The sequence below is a fragment of the Streptococcus sp. Marseille-Q4154 genome, from assembly GCF_916700545.1.
Lineage (GTDB): Bacteria > Bacillota > Bacilli > Lactobacillales > Streptococcaceae > Streptococcus > Streptococcus infantis_I.
The window spans coordinates 683,773-703,078 of record NZ_CAKAKN010000001.1 but is presented as its reverse complement, the minus strand read 5'-3'; the positions used below and the strand labels follow the sequence as shown (position 1 = coordinate 703,078).

The window sequence follows — 19,306 nt, the reverse complement described above, 5'->3', positions numbered from 1 at the left end:
AAAAATAGAGAGTTTATAGACTCTCTAATTTATGTTTAGTCTTAATAATACTCCCCTTGACGGTAGTCCCATGAGTTAAAGGTTTCTGACAGATGCATCATGATTTTATCGATGTCAAGTCCTTTACGAATCACAACTGGTGCTGGTGAAGTTGAACGTGCTCCACCTTGTTCTGGAATGAGCTTGCCGTCTTTATCAACCATAGACACCATCACACCTTGCTCGTAGCGAGTTTCAACTGTTTTGTCTGGCTGGATTGAAGCAACATAGTCGTCTGCTTCGATGACAAGATCCACTGCTCCTTCGATACGCTCCCCAATTCCTTCCACTTTACCACGATTTCCTTTTCCAGAAGGGTTTGCAGATGAAGCGTAGACCATTTTCCCTTCTTCCCAAAGTTTGGCAGCTAATTGTTCACCAGCTTTACCAAACTTGATGACAAAACAGCTAGTACCACGAACGTCTGTCATGAGTTCTTCACGTCCATCACCGTATGCTTTCAATTTTTCAAAAGCTTCTGGTTTCCAAGGAAGAATACAACCAAGGAGAATATCTTCGTCCCAATGTTTTTGATAGAAAGCTTCGATTTCAGGATTTAGCTGTGCTAAAGCGCATAGCTCGTCCATGCTACCACAGAGGACAACACCTGGTTTGTTACGGTTACGTTCTTTGGCTTCAAACTTACGCTCAAGTCCAGCCTTGTCACTAGTCATGATAATGTAACCGACTTTAGTAGGACAAACGATACATCCGCCCTCACCTTTTAAAATGTCGTAGCCTTCTTGTGAAAGTGTTCCGTCCCATTGAATGTGTTTTGTCATAGTTCTATTTCCTTTTCTATATTTTTTCTAATCCTGCCAGTAGGCTGGGCGTTGTTTTTCATAAGCAGCAATTAAATCTTCGTACTGCATGGTAATACCGATATCATCCAAACCATTTAAGAGCTTGTGTTTCCATTCGTTATCAATTTCGAAAGTGAATTCCCCAACTGGTGAGATGATTGTTTGTTGTTCCAAGTCAACCGTCACTTGATCAGTTGGTTGGAGCTGGGCGAGTTTTTCTCTAACTTCCCTTGGTTGAACAATTGGCAACATGCCATTATTGAGTTCATTATTGTAATGAATGTCACCGAAAGATCCTGCAATTACGACCTTAAAACCATAATCTGCTAATGCCCAAGCTGCGTGCTCCCTCGAAGAACCAGCCCCGAAGTTATCTCCCGTGATAAGGATAGTAGCCTTACGGTAGTCTGGCCGATTAAAGACAAAATCTGGATCCTCAGTGTAGTTATCATCCAGATAACGCCAAGCATACATGAGGTACTTACCAAAGCCTTTCTTGTCAATCAACTTCAGAAACTGTTTGGGAAGAATTTGGTCGGTGTCGATGTTATCATTCATGAGAGGAACGGTTGTTCCTGTATAAACTGTAAATTTCTCCATATCCTCTCCTTACTGAGCTTCTGGCATTTGCCGTACATCTACGAATCGCCCTGCGATTGCTGCCGCAGCTGCCATAGCTGGACTACAGAGATGAGTCTTAGCACCAAAGCCCTGTCGATCTTCAAAGTTACGGTTGCTAGTTGAGGCACAATGAACACCATCTGGTACTTTATCAGGATTCATTCCTAGACACATAGAACACCCTGGGTCTCTCCATTCAAAACCAGCATCTAGAAAAACCTTGTCCAAGCCCAACTTCTCAGCAGCTCGCTTGACTGGTCGAGAACCAGGTACCACAATAGCTGTTAAGTTAGGGGCGATCTTCTTCCCTTCTACAAAGCGAGCCGCCAGTTGCAAATCACTAAGTCTAGCGTTGGTACAAGAACCAATAAAGACATAGCCTAGTTGGATATCTGCTGGTTTTTGACCTGGTTGCAAATCCATGTAATGATAGGCTCGTTCATCATTCATATCCTTTATTTCTGGGAAGCTAGAATCAAAGTCAACACCCATAGCGGGATTAGTACCCCAAGTCACCATAGGAGCCAATTCTGAGACATCCAAACGAATAACCTTATCATAAACGGCATCTTCATCACTAACCAGTCTTTTCCAATCAGCTACTGCTGCATCAAAATCCTTGGGAACGCACTCTCGTCCTTTTAGATAGGCAAAAGTGGTCTGATCTGGATTCATGATTCCCATTTTGGAACCAAATTCGATGGACATATTGCAGATAGTCATACGCTCTTCCATGCTAAGTGCATCAATGGCCTGACCTCGATACTCCACCACGTAGCCAACACCACAAGCAACACCGTACTTGGCAATCAAGGCTAAGATGAAATCCTTAGAATAGACTCCTTTTTTAGGGACACCAGTAAATTCTACCAACATTTTCTTGGGTTTAACCTGCCAAATGGTTTGAGTAGCAAAGACATGTTCAACCTCACTGGTTCCAATACCGAAGGCAATCGCTCCAAAAGCTCCGTGAGTTGCAGTATGGCTATCACCACAGACAATGAATTTCCCAGGTTGTGTTCTTCCTGTTTCTGGACCAACCATATGAACGATACCTTGTTTTTCTGAACCGTGGGCAGCATGTTCGATTCCAAACTCTTCAACATTTTCAGCTAACTTATCAATCTGTGCTTTGGATATTACATCTCGAATATCATATATATTGACCGTCGGGACATTGTGGTCAAAGGTCCCAAATGTTAAATCTGGTCGTCTCAATCTGCGTCCTGCATCTCGCAATCCTTGAAAAGCTTGAGGACTGGTCACCTCGTGAATATAGTGCTGATCTACATACATGAGTTGAGGCTGTCCTTCTTCTCCTGTAATCACATGGAGGTCCCATAATTTATCAAAAATCGATTGTTCTGTCATTCATTACCTCCATATCAAATACAAAGCTACTAGTGTAGTCACTATTCCTAGGAACCAAACCGTTTTAAAATACCATTTTCTAGTCTTGTGATGAAAGGTAACACCTGCCAACCAAGCACCAAAACCACCACACAAGAATGCAAATGATAATAAATATTTTTCAGGGATGCGCCAAGCACCTTTTCTTGCTTTGGATTTGTCAATACCATAAATCATAAATACCAATAGATTCCAAATCAAAATAGCAAAAGTAATTCCTTGATTTATCTTCATAATCTTTCAATGATGGCTTCCGTCATTTCCTTGGTCGAAGCCTGTCCTCCTATATCTCTCGTTAAAATTCCGGCAGCCAAAGTTGCTTCAACAGCACGCTCGATACGCTCCGCATCCTCATATCGTCCAAAACTATCTCGCAACATCATAGCAACTGATAAAATCATAGAAATAGGGTTGGCGATTCCTAGGCCTGCTATATCAGGCGCCGAACCATGAATGGGTTCATAGAGACTCGGTCCATTCTCAGAGTGACTGGCTGATGGCATAACCCCAAGTGTACCAGATAGAACACTTGACTCATCCGAGAGGATATCTCCGAAAAGATTCTCTGTCACTATAACATCAAACTTGGCAGGATTGGTAATCATGAGCATGGCAGCTGAGTCGACTAGCTGGTGCTCCAAGGTTACGTCGGGATAATCCTTTGCGACTTCCCCAGCCACTCTTCGCCAAAGTTTTGAGGTCGCCAAAACATTTTGCTTATCAATACTGGTCAGGATTTTTCTCCGACTTCTTGCGATTTCAAAAGCCTTACGAATAATCCGCTCTACCTCCTCATAGCTATAGTCGTTGATATCACGCGCTTTTCGGTCTTCAAGGATATGATCACCAAAGTAAATCCCACCTGTCAACTCACGTACTACAAGAAAGTCAACACAAGCAATTCGTTCAGGTTTGAGAGGCGATAAGTGCTTAAGACTATCAATAATTTTAACTGGACGAATATTGGCATAAAGATTAAGTTCCTTGCGGAGTGCCAAAAGCCCTTGTTCGGGTCGAACTGTAGCATTATCATACTGAGGACTACCGATTGCAGCAAGGAGGATAGCGTCCGCTTCCCTAGCAGCCTTGAGTGTTGCTTCTGGTAAAGGGTGTCCTGTGGCATCAATTCCTGCACCGCCAAAAGGTTGTCTGACTATCTCAAAGTCAAAGTCTGTTTTTTTGGCTATAGATGCTAGAACTTCTAAACCAGCTTCCATGATTTCTGGTCCAATCCCATCACCTGCTAGGGCAACAATTTTCTTTGTCATGGTATTCTCCTTTAAAGACTAGGCATGTCGCGATAGGAAACATTTGGACCTATCTCTCCGGTATTCTCTTTTTGAACAAAAGTATTGGCATTGATGTAGGCAATAGCTGAAGCCTTCAACACATCGAAATCAATTCCGGCTGCGTTAAAGATTGTTTCTGTTTCTCTATTTTCAACGGTAACCAAAACCCTTGCCTGAGCGTCTATACCATCCGTTACCGCATCAATGGTGTAGGATACCAGGCGAACAGATTGATTAAAGAACTTGTCAACAGCGTTAAAGATAGCTTCAACAGAACCTTGTCCAGTCGCATTAAAGTCGACTTTCTCACCATCCAAATTAGCCAATCTGACAGTCGCTTCGATTTCATTTTCCGCATGAGTTTGAAGTTGTAAATCATCAAAGTGAAAGCCTTCTGGGTTTTCAACCATGGTTCCAGCTACCAGAGCTCGAATATCGGCGTCTGTGATTTCTTGCTTCTTATCTGCAAGTGATTTGAATTTGTCAAAGAGTGACTTGATATCCTCTTCTGTGAAGTCTAAGGTCAGTTCTCTCAGTTTTTCTACAAAGGCATGGCGACCTGACAATTTTCCAAGCGGAAGACTATTACTTTTAACACCCACCAATTCAGGTGTAATAATTTCATAGGTAAGTGGGTTTTTAAGAACTCCGTCTTGGTGAATACCTGATTCATGAGAGAAGGCATTTCCACCGACAACTGCCTTATTTTTAGGAACTGGAATTCCTGAAAAGCGAGAAACCATTTCAGAAGTATTGATGGTTTCGTTTAGGACAATACTTGTCTCTGCTTGGTAATAATCTTGGCGAATATTGAGAGCTACTGCTATTTCTTCTAAAGCAGCATTCCCAGCTCGTTCTCCGATCCCGTTAATGGTTCCTTCGACACGTCCTGCACCATTCTTAACAGCAGCGAGGCTATTTGCTACTGCCATTCCGAGGTCATCATGACAGTGAGGAGAATAGATAATCTGACGGTCTGTTTGGACATTGTCAATCAAATATTTAAAGATGCTTCCGTATTCATCTGGAGTTGTAAAACCTACTGTATCAGGAATATTGATATAAGTCGCACCCGCATCGACTGCAGTTTGAACGACTTGTAGGAGAAAGTCCAGCTCAGTTCTAGTCGCATCCTCTGGAGAGAATTCTACTACTTCAAACTTCCTCCGGGCATAGGAAACATGTTCACTGATCGCTTCCAAAATCTCTTCCTTACTCTTATTGAGCTTATACTTACGATGAATCGGACTGGTAGCGATAAAGACGTGAATTTGAGGATACTTTGCATCTTTAAGTGCTTCATAACAAGCGTCAATGTCTGATTTAACAGAACGAGCTAAGCCTGTCACGGCTGTTTTTTTCATAGCCTTAGCAATTTCTTGAACAGCTGTAAATGAATCTGGACTAGCAGCTGGAAAACCAGCTTCAATTGCTGAGATTCCCCATTTCTCTAGCTGTTTTGCTATAGCAACCTTTTCCTTTATTGAAAAATTGACACCTGGTGTCTGCTCACCATCTCGGAGACTGGTATCTAAAAACTCAATTACACGCATGAGAATTCTCCCTTCACATTTTCGATATAGAAAAAACATCTCGCTCGGAGTTCCAAGCGAGATGTTGATTTACTCCCGCTTGGTAAGCCAAACAGGACTAATGCTTTTGCACTAGTCCGAGTACCTCAACAACAAAGCAAATTGATTAAACTTAGCTGTTTTCATGTTTGGCTTTCTCCTTTGTTTGATGTCTTGTTTAGTATTCTAGCATAGGAAAAATAACTTGTCAAGAAAAAATCCAATATTTTCTGAAAATTTCTTCAATAAAGAATATTTTGCGAATTGAAAGTATTTGAAAACTCAAATATATTTATTTATTTCTTAGAAGTCAAGAACCAACTTCTCTCAAATAATTCAAGGACCTTTTCGTCAGTTAGAGTATCATCGAGTGGAAGACTAATCCAATAGCGTTTATTCATATGAAAGGCTGGATAAATCCCGTTTTGTGAAAGCAAGTCAGCTACTTGATCGTGTTTGAGGTTGACTGCTTCCACTAGCCCTTCTCTCCCCTTATCTAGCCTATTCCAAGGAATTCTCATTAAAATAGCATACCACTTCTGATTATCTTCATGGCGCAAAACAGCCGTATCAGGTGATTTCTCCCATAGATATTCCAGCTGTTTGCCATACTTTTCTTGAACAAGCGCCATGATTCTCTTGGTCTGTGGACAGAGAAATTCCTGTACCTCAAAACAAGCCTTTCGAATGCCATAAAGAACTTCTAAACAAGCCTCTCGAACAGTTCCAACAAAAGTACCTCTCATACTTTCCATGTGGACTTGAGGATATAGTTCACCAGTTTCCTGGTCATAAACTTGAAAACTTAAGTCCCCATCCTCAACTGTAATCTTCATAAGAAAATCACCCTGCAAGATAGTCGAACTATAGGTCCATACACCTTGATTTTCTATAAATCCATACTCTTTAGCCTTTTTACTATTAAACTGATAGGCCTTAAAAATTTCAAACATAAGTGAAAACTGCTACCAAAAGCTAGCAGTTCCTTTCTATTTTTTAAAAGACAACCTTAGTTCCATGTAATTGTGTCACACCCAGTTGGTCAATAAAGGTTTGACGGTTGTCCATATCAATCCCTCCTCCAGGTAATATTTCAATTTTTCCTGCAGCATGTTCTAGAATTCTGCGGTAGTGAGTAAAACGTTTCTCTAACGAATCGCCAGATACACCTGCTCGAGTCAAAATACGTGTTACACCAGCCTGGCTGAGCCAATCAATAGCTTCTAGTTGATCTTGGTCACGTAAGTCATCGAAAGCCATATGGAAGACAATCTCCATACCTTTAGATGCAGCAATCAACTTTTCAAGGTTAGTCTTATCCAATTTATTATCTGCTGTTAAGGCACCAAAGACAACCCCCTGGCTACCTGCCTGAGCAGTTAGACGTATATCCTCGAGCATAATAGCAATCTCGAGGTCATTGTAAACAAAGTCACCACCACGTGGACGAATCATCGTCATGATAGTCGTGTCGTAGTTTGATGCAAGTTCAACAGCTGTCTTGGTTACTCCGTAGCTTGGTGTCGTTCCACCAACCGCTAAATTATCACAGAGTTCAATACGGCGAGCTCCAGCTTGCATAGCCTTTTCAAGCAAGGTAACATTTTCAGCACAAAATTCGTAAATCATTTGATACTCCTTGAAGGTTTCTTTGATATTATTATATCATATTGTTTTAAGTAACCCCTACTTTTTATCAAGGAAAATCATGACTTTTTTAGCTATTCTTTATCTGGAATTACCTTAAAGAGATAATAGGTTATAAATACTGTTAAGCAGCCTAAAGCAATTTTTACAGGTAAGAGCGGAGCAAAATAAATGGAGATTCCCATCAAAATATAAATCGATACGATAATCTTTTTCTTACGTTCACGCGCAATAGACTTAGTTTCTCTAAAGTCCGCAACATAAGTTTGGTAGAGCTTGGTATGATAGAGCCAATCTTCAAAACGTTTAGAAGATTTTGAAAAACAAGCTATTGACAACAAGAGAAAGGGTGTTGTCGGTAATAGTGGCAAGACAACTCCAACGATTGCCAAAGCTAGTGAAATGAATCCGATACTGAGATAAATGATGCGCATATCTACTCCTAAGTAAGAATAATCTTCTTCTAGTTTCCCATAAAATGATGAGTTCTGTCAAGTTTAAATTAAAAAGAGCTGAAATTATCATTTCAGCCCTAATTATTTTTATTTAATCTTCTCTTCCTCGTAGTCACCATTGCTACATACAATCTGTTTTCCGCCACCACGGATTTTTTTCTCCATGAGGAAATGACCACATTTAGGACAATCACGTCCAACAGGTTTATCCCAAGAGGTAAACTCACATTCTGGATAACGATTGCATCCATAGAAAATACGATTACGTTTGGTTTTGCGTTCGATGATTTGCCCTTGATGACAATTTGGACATGTAACACCGACTTCTTTGACAATAGCTTGTGTATGTCGACAATCTGGGAAATTGCTACATGCGTAAAACTTACCGAAGCGTCCAATCTTAATCACCATAGGACTGCCACAAACTTCACAGTCAAATCCAGCTGGCTCATCCTTGATTTGAATTTTTTCCATCTCTGCTTCAGCTTTTGCAACCTCTTTAGAGAATGGTTTGTAAAATTCATCAATAACCCGTTGCCACTCTTCTTTTCCGACCTCAACATCATCCAGTTTACCTTCCATTTCAGCGGTAAACTTCACGTTAACAATGTCTGGGAAGTATTCAACAATCAGCTTGTTAACGACTTGTCCTAAATCAGTTGGTTCAAAGCGTTTAGATGCTAGTCTTACATAATAACGTTTTTGGATTGTTTCAATGGTTGGAGCATAGGTAGATGGGCGTCCAACTCCGTTTTCTTCCAAGGTCTTAATCAAAGTAGCCTCAGAATAACGTGCCGGTGGTTGTGTGAAATGTTGTTCAGGTTTGCTATTAACCTGTTTGACCACATCTCCTACTTCCATATCAGGCAGCATCTTATTTTTATCAGAATCGTTGTAAATGGCTAAATAACCATCAAACTTAACCTGACTACCATTCGCCGCGAATTGAACACCATTTTGCGAAAGTTTAACAGCCATGGTATCAAAAATTGCACCAGTCATTTGACTCGCTACAAAGCGGTTCCAGATAAGGGTATAAAGTTTTAGCTGGTCTTTATCCAAATACTTAGCAATTTTCTCAGGTGTATTAAAGACACTTGAAGGACGAATAGCTTCGTGGGCGTCTTGAGCGCCAGAGGCATTTTTCACCTTGCTACCATGTTTAGAATACTTACTACCAAAACGTTCATTGATGTAACTTGCTGCTTCATTCTGAGCAACTGGACTGATACGAGTAGAATCCGTACGCATATAGGTGATCAAACCTTGGACACCTGTACCAATATTGATTCCTTCATAGAGTTGCTGAGCAACCATCATCGTCTTTCTAGTACGGAAATTAATCTTGTTAGCAGCATCCATCTGCATAGAAGACGTTGTATATGGAAGAGGAGCATTACGCTTTCTTTCCTTTTTATCTACTTGATCAACTGTAAAATCCTTGCTGTTCAAATGAGATAAAACTTTTTTGACTTCATCATTGGTAGTCAACTTCATCTTCTTGCCATTCATTCCATAAAAAGAAGCTTGGAATTGCTTGGTACCTTTTTTAAAGACACCATCAATCGTCCAATATTCTTCTGGTTGGAAGGCATTAATTTCATTTTCACGATCAATGATTAGCTTAAGAGCAACAGACTGAACACGTCCTGCTGATAAGCCTTTTTTAACCTTTTTCCAAAGAATTGGTGAAATTGAATACCCCACTAAACGGTCCAAAACACGACGGGCTTGTTGGGCATCGACCAAATCCATATTGATTTTACGAGGTTCTTTAAAGGCATTTTTTACTGCATCTTTGGTAATCTCGTTGAAAACAACACGGTTGGTGTCATTCTCGTCTAGATCTAAAATATGCGCTAAATGCCATGAAATAGCCTCCCCTTCCCGGTCCGGGTCACTTGCAAGAAAGACTTTATCGGCTTTCTTAGCTTCTTTTTTCAAATCATTGATGAGAGGACCTTTCCCACGAATATTGATATATTGCGGTTCGTAATTATTTTCCACGTCAACTGACATACTGGATTTTTTCAAATCACGTATATGTCCTACGCTGGCTAAAACCTTATAATTACGTCCTAGATATTTTTCAATCGTTTTCGCCTTAGCAGGCGACTCCACGATTACAAGATTTTTTTTACTTGTTGATTTTTTCTTTTTGGTTGCCGTTACCACAGTATCACACCTTCTCAAAGTAATTAAACTTTATAAAGTGTAAACCATTTTTAAAAACCTGTCAAGACATAACACCCATATAATAGAAGAAAAGTTTGCTAAATGAAATCATTTCATTTATTAAAATTCAAATTCTGCTAGTATATCCTGCCCACATGTTGCCAACTTTGCTCCTTCTTGGATTAAATGATGACAGCCGTCTGAGCGTCCATCTAAAATGGAACCTGGAATCGCAAAGACATCTCTACCTTCCTCCATGGCACGCTCACAAGTGATTAAGCTACCAGATCTTATTTTAGCTTCTGCAACGATGACTCCTCGACACAATCCCGCAATAATTCGATTTCTGGCAGGAAAGTGATATTTCAAAGGTTCTTCTCCTGGACCGTACTCACTTAGTACTAAATGATGTTCTCCAATATATTCTTGAAGGCGTTTATTGGAGCGTGGATAATAGACATCTAAACCAGTCCCAATAATGCCAATCGTTTTGCCCCCAGTTTGTAGAACAGACATATGGGCTGCTGTATCAATTCCTCTAGCAAGTCCACTCACCACAACTAATTCATTTTCCAATTCTTCAATGATTTTACGGACTGATTTGGTTCCGGTTTGACTACAAGAGCGACTACCAACAACAGCAACCTTGGGTAATTTCAAGAGATTTAAATCTCCTTTATAAAAAAGCAATACAGGTGCATCATAAATTTCACTGAGTGAAATGGGATAAACATCATCCAAAATTGAAAATGATGGGAACTTTTCAAATTCTTTCTGGAGACGTTCCATGCTTTCAAAAGTCAGTTTATGGTACCGCTCCATAAAAACGACTGGATTACGACACTCCGATACTTCAGCGATTTTCTCTAAACTCAATTCCTGATCATAAATTTCTCCGTATTGAAGTACTTTCAGAACCTGCTGATTACTTAAACCTGCTTTCTTCAATTTATAAATCTCAAAATTGTCAATCTTAATCTTCATTATTAACTCCTTGTCATCCTCTCTCTATTTATATATTCGTAGAAAAAGAAAAAAACTCCCAACAATTTTACTTGTTAGGAAGTTTCTATTTATCTTTCTTATGTTAGTAATCAGGTCGAAGAACTCCAGTGACAGTCGCTTTAGTTGCTTCATAGTCTCCGTCAATAACAACCTTAATAATGCGTTTAGCATCCTCTTCAGGTGCAGGAACCAATGGGAGGCGGGTTGGACCAGCTTCAAATCCCATATAGTTGAGGACTGCCTTAACAGGTGCAGGACTTGGGTATGAGAAGAGAGCATTAACCTTGGGAATAAACTTACGTTGAATAGCTGCCGCTTTCTTCATATCACTCTCTTCAATCGCAGTGAACATTTCATACATTTCATCACCATTGGTATGAGAAGCAACAGAGATAACCCCGTCAGCACCAAGGTTCATAGCATGGAAAGCATCTCCATCTTCACCAGTGTAAATCAAGAATTCTTCTGGTTTGTGCTCAATCAAATAAGCCATATTTGCAAGGCTAGTACATTCCTTGACACCAATGATATTTGGATGTTCTGCTAAGCGAAGCATGGTTTCTGGTGTCAACTCAACTACTACACGACCTGGAATATTATAGATAATAATTGGCAAATCAGAGGCATCTGCAATAGCCTTAAAGTGCTGATACATTCCTTCTTGAGATGGTTTATTGTAGTAAGGAACAATTGCGAGTCCAGCCGCAAAGCCTCCAAATTCTGCCACTTCTTTAACGAACTCAATAGAGTCGCGTGTATCATTAGTACCAACACCAGCAATTAAAGGAACACGTCCATTAACAACCTTCTGAACAGCTGCAAACAACTGCAACTCCTCATCGTGAGTAAGAGTCGGACTCTCAGCAGTCGTCCCTGCCAAGAGAATACCATCAGTATGATGTGCCAATAGATGTTCAATCAATTTTGGTATCGCATCGAAATTTATGGAGCCATCTTCATGAAAAGGGGTAATAAAAGCAGTGATAATTTTACAATCTTTTAAATCTTGATAAGACATAGAAAAAACCTTTCTCTATATAAGAAAGAGGCTGGGGCTTACTTGCCTTTGCCTCCTGTTCTGTACATAAAATAAGAGGAAGAAATCAAAATCTTCGAGTTACTGATTTCTGTTTTGCTCCCTATTTCAATTCAAATTTTAATTCTGTAGTTGGACGAACCAAACCACGTTCATGAAGGGTTTCTGCAATTTGAACTGAGTTCCAAGCAGCACCCTTGAGAAGGTTATCAGATACTACCCACATGTGGATCCCTTTTTCAGCATCTAAGTCTTTACGGATACGTCCGACAAATGTATCACGTGAACCGACAGCATTGACTGCTTGAGGATAGATTTGGTGAGCAACATCGTCTTCAAGAACTGCACCTGGGAAGGCAGCAATAGCAGCTTTGACTTCATCGATTGGTGCTACTTCTTTTGTTTCAATGTAAACAGACTCAGAGTGAGCTGACAAGACAGGAATACGCACGCAAGTTGCTGAAACGGCAATGCTATCGTCTTCCATGATTTTCTTAGTTTCGTTTGTCATCTTCATTTCTTCATAAGTGTAGTCATTATCAGTGAAGACGTCAATTTGAGGAAGGGCATTAAAAGCAATTGGATAATGTTTCTTATCGCCACCTGATGGCAAGATTTCCGCATGCAAATCACGTGGATTTACACCATCATTCAATACTTCACGCAATTCACGTTGTGTCTCAAGAATGGCTCCCATACCTGCACCTGAAACAGCTTGATAAGTTGAAACGATGATACGGTCTAAGCCCCATTTTTGACGAACTGGCTCAAGAGCTACCATCATTTGAATAGTTGAACAGTTAGGACATGAAATGATCCCGTTGTGAGCATCAAGAGCATGGGCGTTTACTTCAGGAACAACCAATGGCACATCTGGATTTTGACGGAAATAAGAAGTGTTATCTACTACTACTGCCCCAGCTTTAACAGCATAAGGTGCGTATTTTGCAGAAGTTGAACCACCAGCTGAGAAGAGAGCGATATCAACTCCTTCAAAAGCTTCTTCTGTTGTTTCTTCAATAGTTACATCTTGACCCTTGAATTGCAAGACCTTTCCTGCAGAACGTGCAGACGCAAGGTAGCGAATCTTATCAATTGGAAGAGTTGATTCTTCCAACATTTTGATCATTTGAGCACCAACGGCACCTGTAGCACCAACAACAGCAACTGTATATCCCATAACAAACCTCTTTTGGAATTTTCTAAAAATTTCTATAATAGAAACATTATACTACTTTTTAGAAAAATTGAAAAGTCTTTACCTTATCTATTTTCTGAAATTGACAAGAAAAGGCGGTGGGACAGAAATCGATAGACAAAGTCTCGATTTCGTAGTCCCAGCCCCGCGAGGATGATTAGGAGCTTTTTGGAGTCTAAAAGACGAACAAAAAGTTCAATCAGCTACCGCGTCAAAGTTTGATTGCTAATAAAAAATGAGGTCGGGCTCTTTTGTCCCAACCTCTTCTACTATTCATAAAATTGTTTATATGGTTTAGTAAATGATTGCAATATTTCTGGAGAAGCTTCTAAATAGTCTTTAACTTCCTTCAAATTTGCTTTAACAATTATCCGTTCTGTAGCATTAGCATCTTCACAGGTTACTAAAGTCAACTCGTCAATCCCTTCTCTGTCTTCAATAACATCGATGCGATCTGGAGTTACCTTTTTAACTTCTACTATTTCATATTTATAAACTTTTTCTTTATCTGTTAGATAAATGAACATTCCATTAGTAGCACGTGCTAAGGGTGAAAATAGCTTCTGATCTGCATCTTTACCAGTAAAAATACGGTGACTTGCCAATGAATAATTTCCCTGCCCCATAACTTGATTAGCTTTCATCGTTCCAGCACCATAGAACAGGTTCACATTATCCAGCCCCTTAAAAATAGGCAAATTCATTTCAAGTTCTGGAATAGAAATACCCCCAATCACTGGAAGTTGTTGGGAATTCCACTGAGCTGAAAGTACTGCCTCTGAAGATAAAGATTTTACAGAGTCAAAATCAAAATTTCCAGTAGCAGTTTTATTTTCCTTAATTTCCTCTTTTGAAACCTGACTTACTTGATATTTATTGGTATTCCAAATCATAATTGCATCACGTATCTTCGAATTAAAAATCAAAGCTAGAGACAAAAGGATTAGAAATCCAGCCAAAATATTAATCAGCAGATTCTTACGCTTATTTTTTTTACTTTTTATTCTTTTTTGAGACATTATTCTTCACTTTCTGTTTCGTTTTCTGTCCCAACTTCTTCTTTCTCTGCTGCCGCAACTGTTGTAAAGGTTACAATTTTAGCATTCTCATCTAGACGCATAACTTTTACTCCCATAGTTGAACGTCCAGTTTGTGAAATATTAGCAACATTTGTTCGAATCATGACACCGGTATCAGTGATAACCATCAAATCTTCATCACCTTTTACTGTTAGAAGACCAGCAAGATGACCATTCTTATCTGTAATATTAGCGGTCTTCATACCTTTACCAGCACGACCTTTAGTTGGGTATTCAGTGGCAACTGTACGCTTACCGTATCCTTTTTCAGTAATGATAAGAACTTCATCTTGATCGGTAATCACTCTAGCACCAACTACAGCATCGCCTTCACGAAGATTTACTCCTTTAACACCAGTAGCACTACGACTCATGCTACGAACAGTAGACTGGTTGAAACGAACTGCATAGCCTAACTTAGTACCGATGATGATATCAGTATCTTCTTGAGTAAGAAGAACATTAATCAATTCGTCCTCATCTTTCAAATTCAAGGCTTTTAGACCATTTTGACGAATGTTGGCAAATTCTTTAACGCTAGTTCTCTTAACAATACCTGCTCGAGTCGTAAAGAAGATGTATGCATCATCACTACGTTCTGATTCGACATTAATGATAGTTTGGATGCTTTCTCCCTCATCCAGTTTCAAGAGGTTAACTACTGGCAATCCCTTGGCTGTACGACCATATTCTGGGATTTCATAACCTTTCAAACGATAGACACGACCTTTGTTGGTAAAGAAGAGCAAGTGATCATGGGTGCTAGTAGAAACCAATTCACGCACAAAGTCATCGTCCTTAACTCCAGTTCCCTGTACGCCACGTCCACCACGTTTTTGAGCTGTGAACTCATCTTGGTCCAAACGTTTGATGTAGCCTTTGTTCGATAGTGTGATGAGAACATCAGATTCTTCAATTAAGTCTTCATCTTCGAGCGTCAAAACCTCTCCCACCATCAACTCTGTGCGACGTTTATCAGCAAATTTGCGCTTCACTTCATCCAATTCTTCTTTGATAATTTGCGCAACACGTTCTGGTTTTGCAAGAATATCTGCCAAGTCGGCAATCAAAGCAATGAGGTCATCATATTCAGATTGAATCTTATCACGCTCCAAGCCAGTCAAACGACGGAGACGCATGTCTAGGATTGCTTGGCTTTGACGTTCAGATAGCTTGAACTTGCTCATCAATTCTGATTGAGCTTCTTCATCAGTCTCACTGGCACGGATGATACGAATGACTTCATCAATATGATCCAGAGCAATTAACAAACCTTCCAAGATATGTGCACGCGCCTCAGCTTTTTCTTTATCAAATTGAGTGCGACGAGTCACAACATCTTTTTGGTGCTCAATGTATGCATCCAAGATTTGGCGAAGCGATAAAATCTTTGGAACACCATTTTGGATAGCAAGCATGTTAAAACCAAAGCTAGTCTGCATCTGAGTCATCTTGAATAAGTTGTTCAAAATAACATTAGCTGATGCGTCGCGTCTAACTTCAATAACAAAGCGAACACCTTCACGGTTAGATTCATCACGAACAGCTGTAATTCCTTCAATACGTTTCTCTTGAACCAGACGCACAATATGTTCATGTACTTTGGTTTTGTTGACCATATATGGGAATTCAGTAACAACGATACGTTCACGACCAGTTTTTGTTTCCTCGATTTCTGTTCGAGAACGAAGAACAATAGATCCCTTACCTGTCTCGTATGCTTTATGAATACCTGATTTCCCCATAACTAGGGCACCGGTTGGAAAATCTGGACCAGGCAAAACTTCCATCAAATCTTTAGTTGTAACTTCAGGATTATCCATGACGAGTTTAACAGCATCAATGGTTTCACCTAAATTATGAGGTGGAATATTGGTCGCCATACCAACGGCGATACCTGTAGCACCATTTACCAATAGATTTGGGAAACGAGCTGGTAAAACTACCGGTTCGCGCTCATTGGCATCATAGTTATCAACAAAATCAACGGTATTTTTATTGATATCACGAAGCATTTCAAGGGCAATCTTGCTCATACGAGCTTCGGTATAACGTTGCGCGGCAGCACCATCACCATCCATGGAACCAAAGTTTCCATGTCCATCTACAAGCATGTAGCGATAACTCCACCATTGTGCCATACGGACCATAGCCTCGTAAATAGATGAATCACCGTGTGGGTGGTATTTACCCATTACGTCCCCTGTAATACGGGCAGATTTTTTATGAGGTTTATCAGGCGTAACTCCTAATTCGTTCATTCCGTACAAAATACGACGATGAACAGGTTTCAACCCATCACGAACATCAGGAAGAGCACGCGATACGATTACACTCATGGCGTAGTCTATAAAGCTAGTCTTCATCTCCTTGGTCAGATTGACATTCACTAAATTTTTATCTTGCATTAACAAATGCCTCGTTTCACTATTAGTAATTACATATATTATACCATAGTTTGGACTATTTTACAGTCTAACAACACGTGTAAAACGTTTACATATTTATCCCGAAGGTATATCCGTGACAAAGCCTAGCAAAAGTGATAGAATGAAATCAAATGGGGTTCCCCCTTAATAAAATAAAGGAGATGTTTAGACAAATGACAGCAACTAAACAACACAAAAAAGTTATCCTCGTCGGTGACGGTGCCGTAGGTTCATCTTACGCTTTTGCCCTCGTAACACAAGGAATTGCACAAGAACTTGGTATCATTGAAATTCCTCAATTGTTTGAAAAAGCAGTTGGTGATGCCGAAGACCTTAGCCACGCGCTAGCTTTTACTTCACCTAAAAAAATCTATGCAGCTAAGTACGAAGACTGTGCGGATGCAGACCTTGTAGTTATCACTGCCGGTGCTCCACAAAAACCAGGTGAAACTCGTCTTGACCTTGTTGGTAAAAACCTTGCTATCAACAAATCAATCGTTGAACAAGTTGTTGCGTCTGGTTTTGACGGTATCTTCCTTGTTGCTGCTAACCCAGTTGACATTTTAACTTACTCAACTTGGAAATTCTCAGGATTCCCTAAAGAACGTGTTATCGGTTCAGGTACTTCACTTGACTCAGCTCGTTTCCGTCAAGCACTTGCTGAAACTATCGGTGTTGATGCTCGTTCAGTTCACGCCTACATCATGGGTGAGCACGGTGACTCTGAATTTGCAGTTTGGTCACACGCTAACGTTGCCGGTGTTAAATTGGAACAATGGTTACAAGCTAACCGTGACTTGAATGAAGCGGATCTTGTTGAACTCTTCATCTCAGTTCGTGACGCTGCTTACTCAATCATCAACAAAAAAGGTGCTACATACTACGGTATCGCAGTTGCTCTTGCTCGTATCACAAAAGCTATCCTTGATGATGAAAATGCGGTTCTTCCACTTTCAGTCTTCCAAGAAGGACAATACGGAGTTGAAAACGTCTTTATCGGTCAACCAGCTATCGTTGGTGCGCATGGTATCGTTCGCCCAGTTAACATCCCATTGAACGATGCTGAAACTCAAAAAATGCAACTTTCTGCTCGTGAATTGCAAGAAATTATTGACGAAGCATGGAAAAACCCAGAATTCCAAGCTGCTTCTAAAAACTAATTCAATTTAATTTTAAAAAAAAGAAATGTCTAGACAAAACAGTCTAGACATTTTTTATAACGTTAATCCATTTGTGCAAAAGCTGCTTCAGCTTCTGCATTGCTAATTGCACCTAACTGAATCTTAGCAATTTTACCATTTGAATCAATTAGGTATTCAGTTGGGATACTTCGAATCTGATAGGCTTGGAAGGTAGTTCCCTTAGTGTCATATAAGACAGGTATATCCTTATAGCCCTGCTCCTCAAACCATTTTGGAAATTGGTCGATCGTTTTTTCGCCTTGAAGGCCGGGTGCAATAACAGATAATATTTCAAAATCACGATCTTCTTTTGCAGCAAGTTCCATTAGTTCTGGCATACTTTTTTTACATGGTCCGCACCAAGAAGCCCAGAATTTTAGATAAACTTTTTTACCTTTAAAATCAGATAGTTTGACTTCTTTTCCATCCATCGATTGGAGCGTGAAATCCGGTGCTTCTGCTCCTACAGCTATTTGCTTAACCGTTGCTTGTTGCTGAGTTTGAGTCTTTTGGTTTTCCTGACTTGAATCCTTCTCTTCCTTGCCACAAGCAATCAAAAGAAAGATAGATAAGAAACTAAGTCCAAAATAGATTGTTTTTTTCATAGATAACTCCTTTTATCCTAATATTCCAGATAAGACATTTAACTGTCCCAACATTAATAAAATTCCCATGAGAATAATTAGTAAACCACCAATTCTTTTCAATAAGAGTAGGTGAGATTTAATTCTACTAAAATAAGGCATGATCAGACCTGATGCCAAGGCCAATACTAAAAATGGAAGCGCCATTCCAAGTGTATAAATTAGGGTTAATAAAGCCCCTTGAAAAGCTCCATTTCCTCCTGAGGCAGCTAATGCTAAAACTGAACTTAAAACTGGACCAATACATGGAGTCCAACCAAAGCTGAAGCTGATACCTAATAGAAAGGCTGATAGATATTTACTAGACTGTTTTTGATCAAATCTTACTGTTTTTTGGAACTCTAATTTTCGTAAATGAAGGATTTCCATCTGATGTAAGCCTAGTATGATAATAATACCACCCATAACATAACGAAACCAATCAGCATAGAGTAAATTGCCGAGAAATCCTGCTCCAAACCCTAGAATAAAGAAAATTAGTGAGATACCTGCGATAAAACAGAATGTCCGAATTAATCCTGACCAGGCAACATCTTTACCTAAAAACCGAAATGTCTTTGACTGCTCTTGATCATCTAACAAAACACCTGCATAGACTGGTAATAAAGGAAATATGCAGGGTGAGAAAAAAGATAAAACCCCAGCTAAAAATACAGAGATAAAAAATATAATACTTTCCAATTAAGAACCTTCTTTCATATAGTCATCTTTTATTTTACTATAA

The 19,306-nt window shown here is 39.8% G+C and carries 18 protein-coding genes; 1 reads left to right on the top strand and 17 read right to left on the bottom strand.

Translation table 11 applies throughout. The features are described from left to right. Positions 1-41 precede the first annotated feature (41 nt). From LG369_RS03585 to gyrA, 15 genes are all read right to left on the bottom strand, one after another. On the bottom strand, positions 42-821 hold the full coding sequence (locus LG369_RS03585) for an L-threonylcarbamoyladenylate synthase (protein ID WP_070677323.1): 780 nt from the start codon (positions 819-821) through the stop codon (positions 42-44). Positions 822-848: 27 nt separating this feature from the next. Beyond that, positions 849-1,442, bottom strand: a complete 594-nt coding sequence (gene leuD, locus LG369_RS03580) for a 3-isopropylmalate dehydratase small subunit (RefSeq protein ID WP_070677321.1) — start codon at positions 1,440-1,442, stop codon at positions 849-851. Between the two features lie 9 nt (positions 1,443-1,451). Next, positions 1,452-2,834, bottom strand: a complete 1,383-nt coding sequence (leuC, locus tag LG369_RS03575) for a 3-isopropylmalate dehydratase large subunit (protein WP_225750263.1) — start codon at positions 2,832-2,834, stop codon at positions 1,452-1,454. A 3-nt stretch (positions 2,835-2,837) separates the two neighbouring features. Further along, positions 2,838-3,107: a DUF1294 domain-containing protein gene (locus LG369_RS03570; RefSeq protein ID WP_006148616.1), complete on the bottom strand. Its 270-nt coding sequence runs from the start codon at positions 3,105-3,107 to the stop codon at positions 2,838-2,840. Beyond that, entirely contained in the window at positions 3,104-4,141 is a 1,038-nt protein-coding gene (gene leuB, locus LG369_RS03565; RefSeq protein WP_225750262.1) for a 3-isopropylmalate dehydrogenase, read from the bottom strand. The genes LG369_RS03570 and leuB overlap by 4 nt, the downstream gene beginning before the upstream one ends. A gap of 11 nt (positions 4,142-4,152) precedes the next feature. Then, positions 4,153-5,715, bottom strand: a complete 1,563-nt coding sequence (locus tag LG369_RS03560) for a 2-isopropylmalate synthase (RefSeq protein ID WP_225750261.1) — start codon at positions 5,713-5,715, stop codon at positions 4,153-4,155. A gap of 314 nt (positions 5,716-6,029) precedes the next feature. Further along, entirely contained in the window at positions 6,030-6,686 is a 657-nt protein-coding gene (locus LG369_RS03555; protein WP_225750260.1) for an MmcQ/YjbR family DNA-binding protein, read from the bottom strand. A gap of 43 nt (positions 6,687-6,729) precedes the next feature. Beyond that, positions 6,730-7,362: a copper homeostasis protein CutC gene (locus LG369_RS03550; RefSeq protein WP_225750259.1), complete on the bottom strand. Its 633-nt coding sequence runs from the start codon at positions 7,360-7,362 to the stop codon at positions 6,730-6,732. Between the two features lie 92 nt (positions 7,363-7,454). After that, positions 7,455-7,814, bottom strand: coding sequence for a YbaN family protein (locus LG369_RS03545; RefSeq protein ID WP_225750258.1), 360 nt, complete (start codon positions 7,812-7,814; stop codon positions 7,455-7,457). 108 nt (positions 7,815-7,922) lie between these two features. Continuing rightward, complete coding sequence (topA, locus tag LG369_RS03540; protein WP_225750257.1) at positions 7,923-10,010, bottom strand: type I DNA topoisomerase; 2,088 nt, start codon at positions 10,008-10,010, stop codon at positions 7,923-7,925. Between the two features lie 120 nt (positions 10,011-10,130). After that, complete coding sequence (gene dprA / locus LG369_RS03535; protein ID WP_413252023.1) at positions 10,131-10,988, bottom strand: DNA-processing protein DprA; 858 nt, start codon at positions 10,986-10,988, stop codon at positions 10,131-10,133. A 109-nt stretch (positions 10,989-11,097) separates the two neighbouring features. Further along, complete coding sequence (dapA, locus tag LG369_RS03530) at positions 11,098-12,033, bottom strand: 4-hydroxy-tetrahydrodipicolinate synthase (protein WP_225750255.1); 936 nt, start codon at positions 12,031-12,033, stop codon at positions 11,098-11,100. A 121-nt stretch (positions 12,034-12,154) separates the two neighbouring features. After that, positions 12,155-13,231, bottom strand: a complete 1,077-nt coding sequence (locus tag LG369_RS03525; RefSeq protein WP_225750254.1) for an aspartate-semialdehyde dehydrogenase — start codon at positions 13,229-13,231, stop codon at positions 12,155-12,157. 287 nt (positions 13,232-13,518) lie between these two features. After that, complete coding sequence (locus LG369_RS03520; RefSeq protein WP_225750253.1) at positions 13,519-14,268, bottom strand: class A sortase; 750 nt, start codon at positions 14,266-14,268, stop codon at positions 13,519-13,521. Next, entirely contained in the window at positions 14,268-16,736 is a 2,469-nt protein-coding gene (gene gyrA, locus LG369_RS03515) for a DNA gyrase subunit A (RefSeq protein WP_225750252.1), read from the bottom strand. The genes LG369_RS03520 and gyrA overlap by 1 nt, the downstream gene beginning before the upstream one ends. A 194-nt stretch (positions 16,737-16,930) precedes the next feature. Between gyrA and LG369_RS03510 the strand changes: the two genes are divergently transcribed. Then, positions 16,931-17,917, top strand: a complete 987-nt coding sequence (locus tag LG369_RS03510) for an L-lactate dehydrogenase (protein ID WP_004253416.1) — start codon at positions 16,931-16,933, stop codon at positions 17,915-17,917. Between the two features lie 62 nt (positions 17,918-17,979). On the opposite strand, the gene sdbB is transcribed toward LG369_RS03510, so the two are convergent. Together sdbB and ccdA2 are read right to left on the bottom strand one after the other, a co-directional pair. Beyond that, positions 17,980-18,543, bottom strand: coding sequence for a thiol-disulfide oxidoreductase-associated lipoprotein SdbB (gene sdbB, locus LG369_RS03505; protein ID WP_225750251.1), 564 nt, complete (start codon positions 18,541-18,543; stop codon positions 17,980-17,982). A 12-nt stretch (positions 18,544-18,555) separates the two neighbouring features. Beyond that, positions 18,556-19,263, bottom strand: coding sequence for a thiol-disulfide oxidoreductase-associated membrane protein CcdA2 (gene ccdA2 / locus LG369_RS03500; protein ID WP_225750250.1), 708 nt, complete (start codon positions 19,261-19,263; stop codon positions 18,556-18,558). Positions 19,264-19,306: the final 43 nt, after the last annotated feature.

Coding starts and splice junctions, on each gene's coding strand:
- LG369_RS03570 (WP_006148616.1), bottom strand. CDS start 3,107: ATGAAGATAAATCAAGGAATTACTTTTGCTATTTTGATTTGGAATCTA.
- LG369_RS03510 (WP_004253416.1), top strand. CDS start 16,931: ATGACAGCAACTAAACAACACAAAAAAGTTATCCTCGTCGGTGACGGT.
- LG369_RS03555 (WP_225750260.1), bottom strand. CDS start 6,686: ATGTTTGAAATTTTTAAGGCCTATCAGTTTAATAGTAAAAAGGCTAAA.
- leuB (WP_225750262.1), bottom strand. CDS start 4,141: ATGACAAAGAAAATTGTTGCCCTAGCAGGTGATGGGATTGGACCAGAA.
- dapA (WP_225750255.1), bottom strand. CDS start 12,033: ATGTCTTATCAAGATTTAAAAGATTGTAAAATTATCACTGCTTTTATT.
- LG369_RS03550 (WP_225750259.1), bottom strand. CDS start 7,362: ATGATTTACGAATTTTGTGCTGAAAATGTTACCTTGCTTGAAAAGGCT.
- leuC (WP_225750263.1), bottom strand. CDS start 2,834: ATGACAGAACAATCGATTTTTGATAAATTATGGGACCTCCATGTGATT.
- LG369_RS03585 (WP_070677323.1), bottom strand. CDS start 821: ATGACAAAACACATTCAATGGGACGGAACACTTTCACAAGAAGGCTAC.
- LG369_RS03525 (WP_225750254.1), bottom strand. CDS start 13,231: ATGGGATATACAGTTGCTGTTGTTGGTGCTACAGGTGCCGTTGGTGCT.
- LG369_RS03560 (WP_225750261.1), bottom strand. CDS start 5,715: ATGCGTGTAATTGAGTTTTTAGATACCAGTCTCCGAGATGGTGAGCAG.
- LG369_RS03520 (WP_225750253.1), bottom strand. CDS start 14,268: ATGTCTCAAAAAAGAATAAAAAGTAAAAAAAATAAGCGTAAGAATCTG.
- LG369_RS03545 (WP_225750258.1), bottom strand. CDS start 7,814: ATGCGCATCATTTATCTCAGTATCGGATTCATTTCACTAGCTTTGGCA.
- leuD (WP_070677321.1), bottom strand. CDS start 1,442: ATGGAGAAATTTACAGTTTATACAGGAACAACCGTTCCTCTCATGAAT.
- gyrA (WP_225750252.1), bottom strand. CDS start 16,736: ATGCAAGATAAAAATTTAGTGAATGTCAATCTGACCAAGGAGATGAAG.
- sdbB (WP_225750251.1), bottom strand. CDS start 18,543: ATGAAAAAAACAATCTATTTTGGACTTAGTTTCTTATCTATCTTTCTT.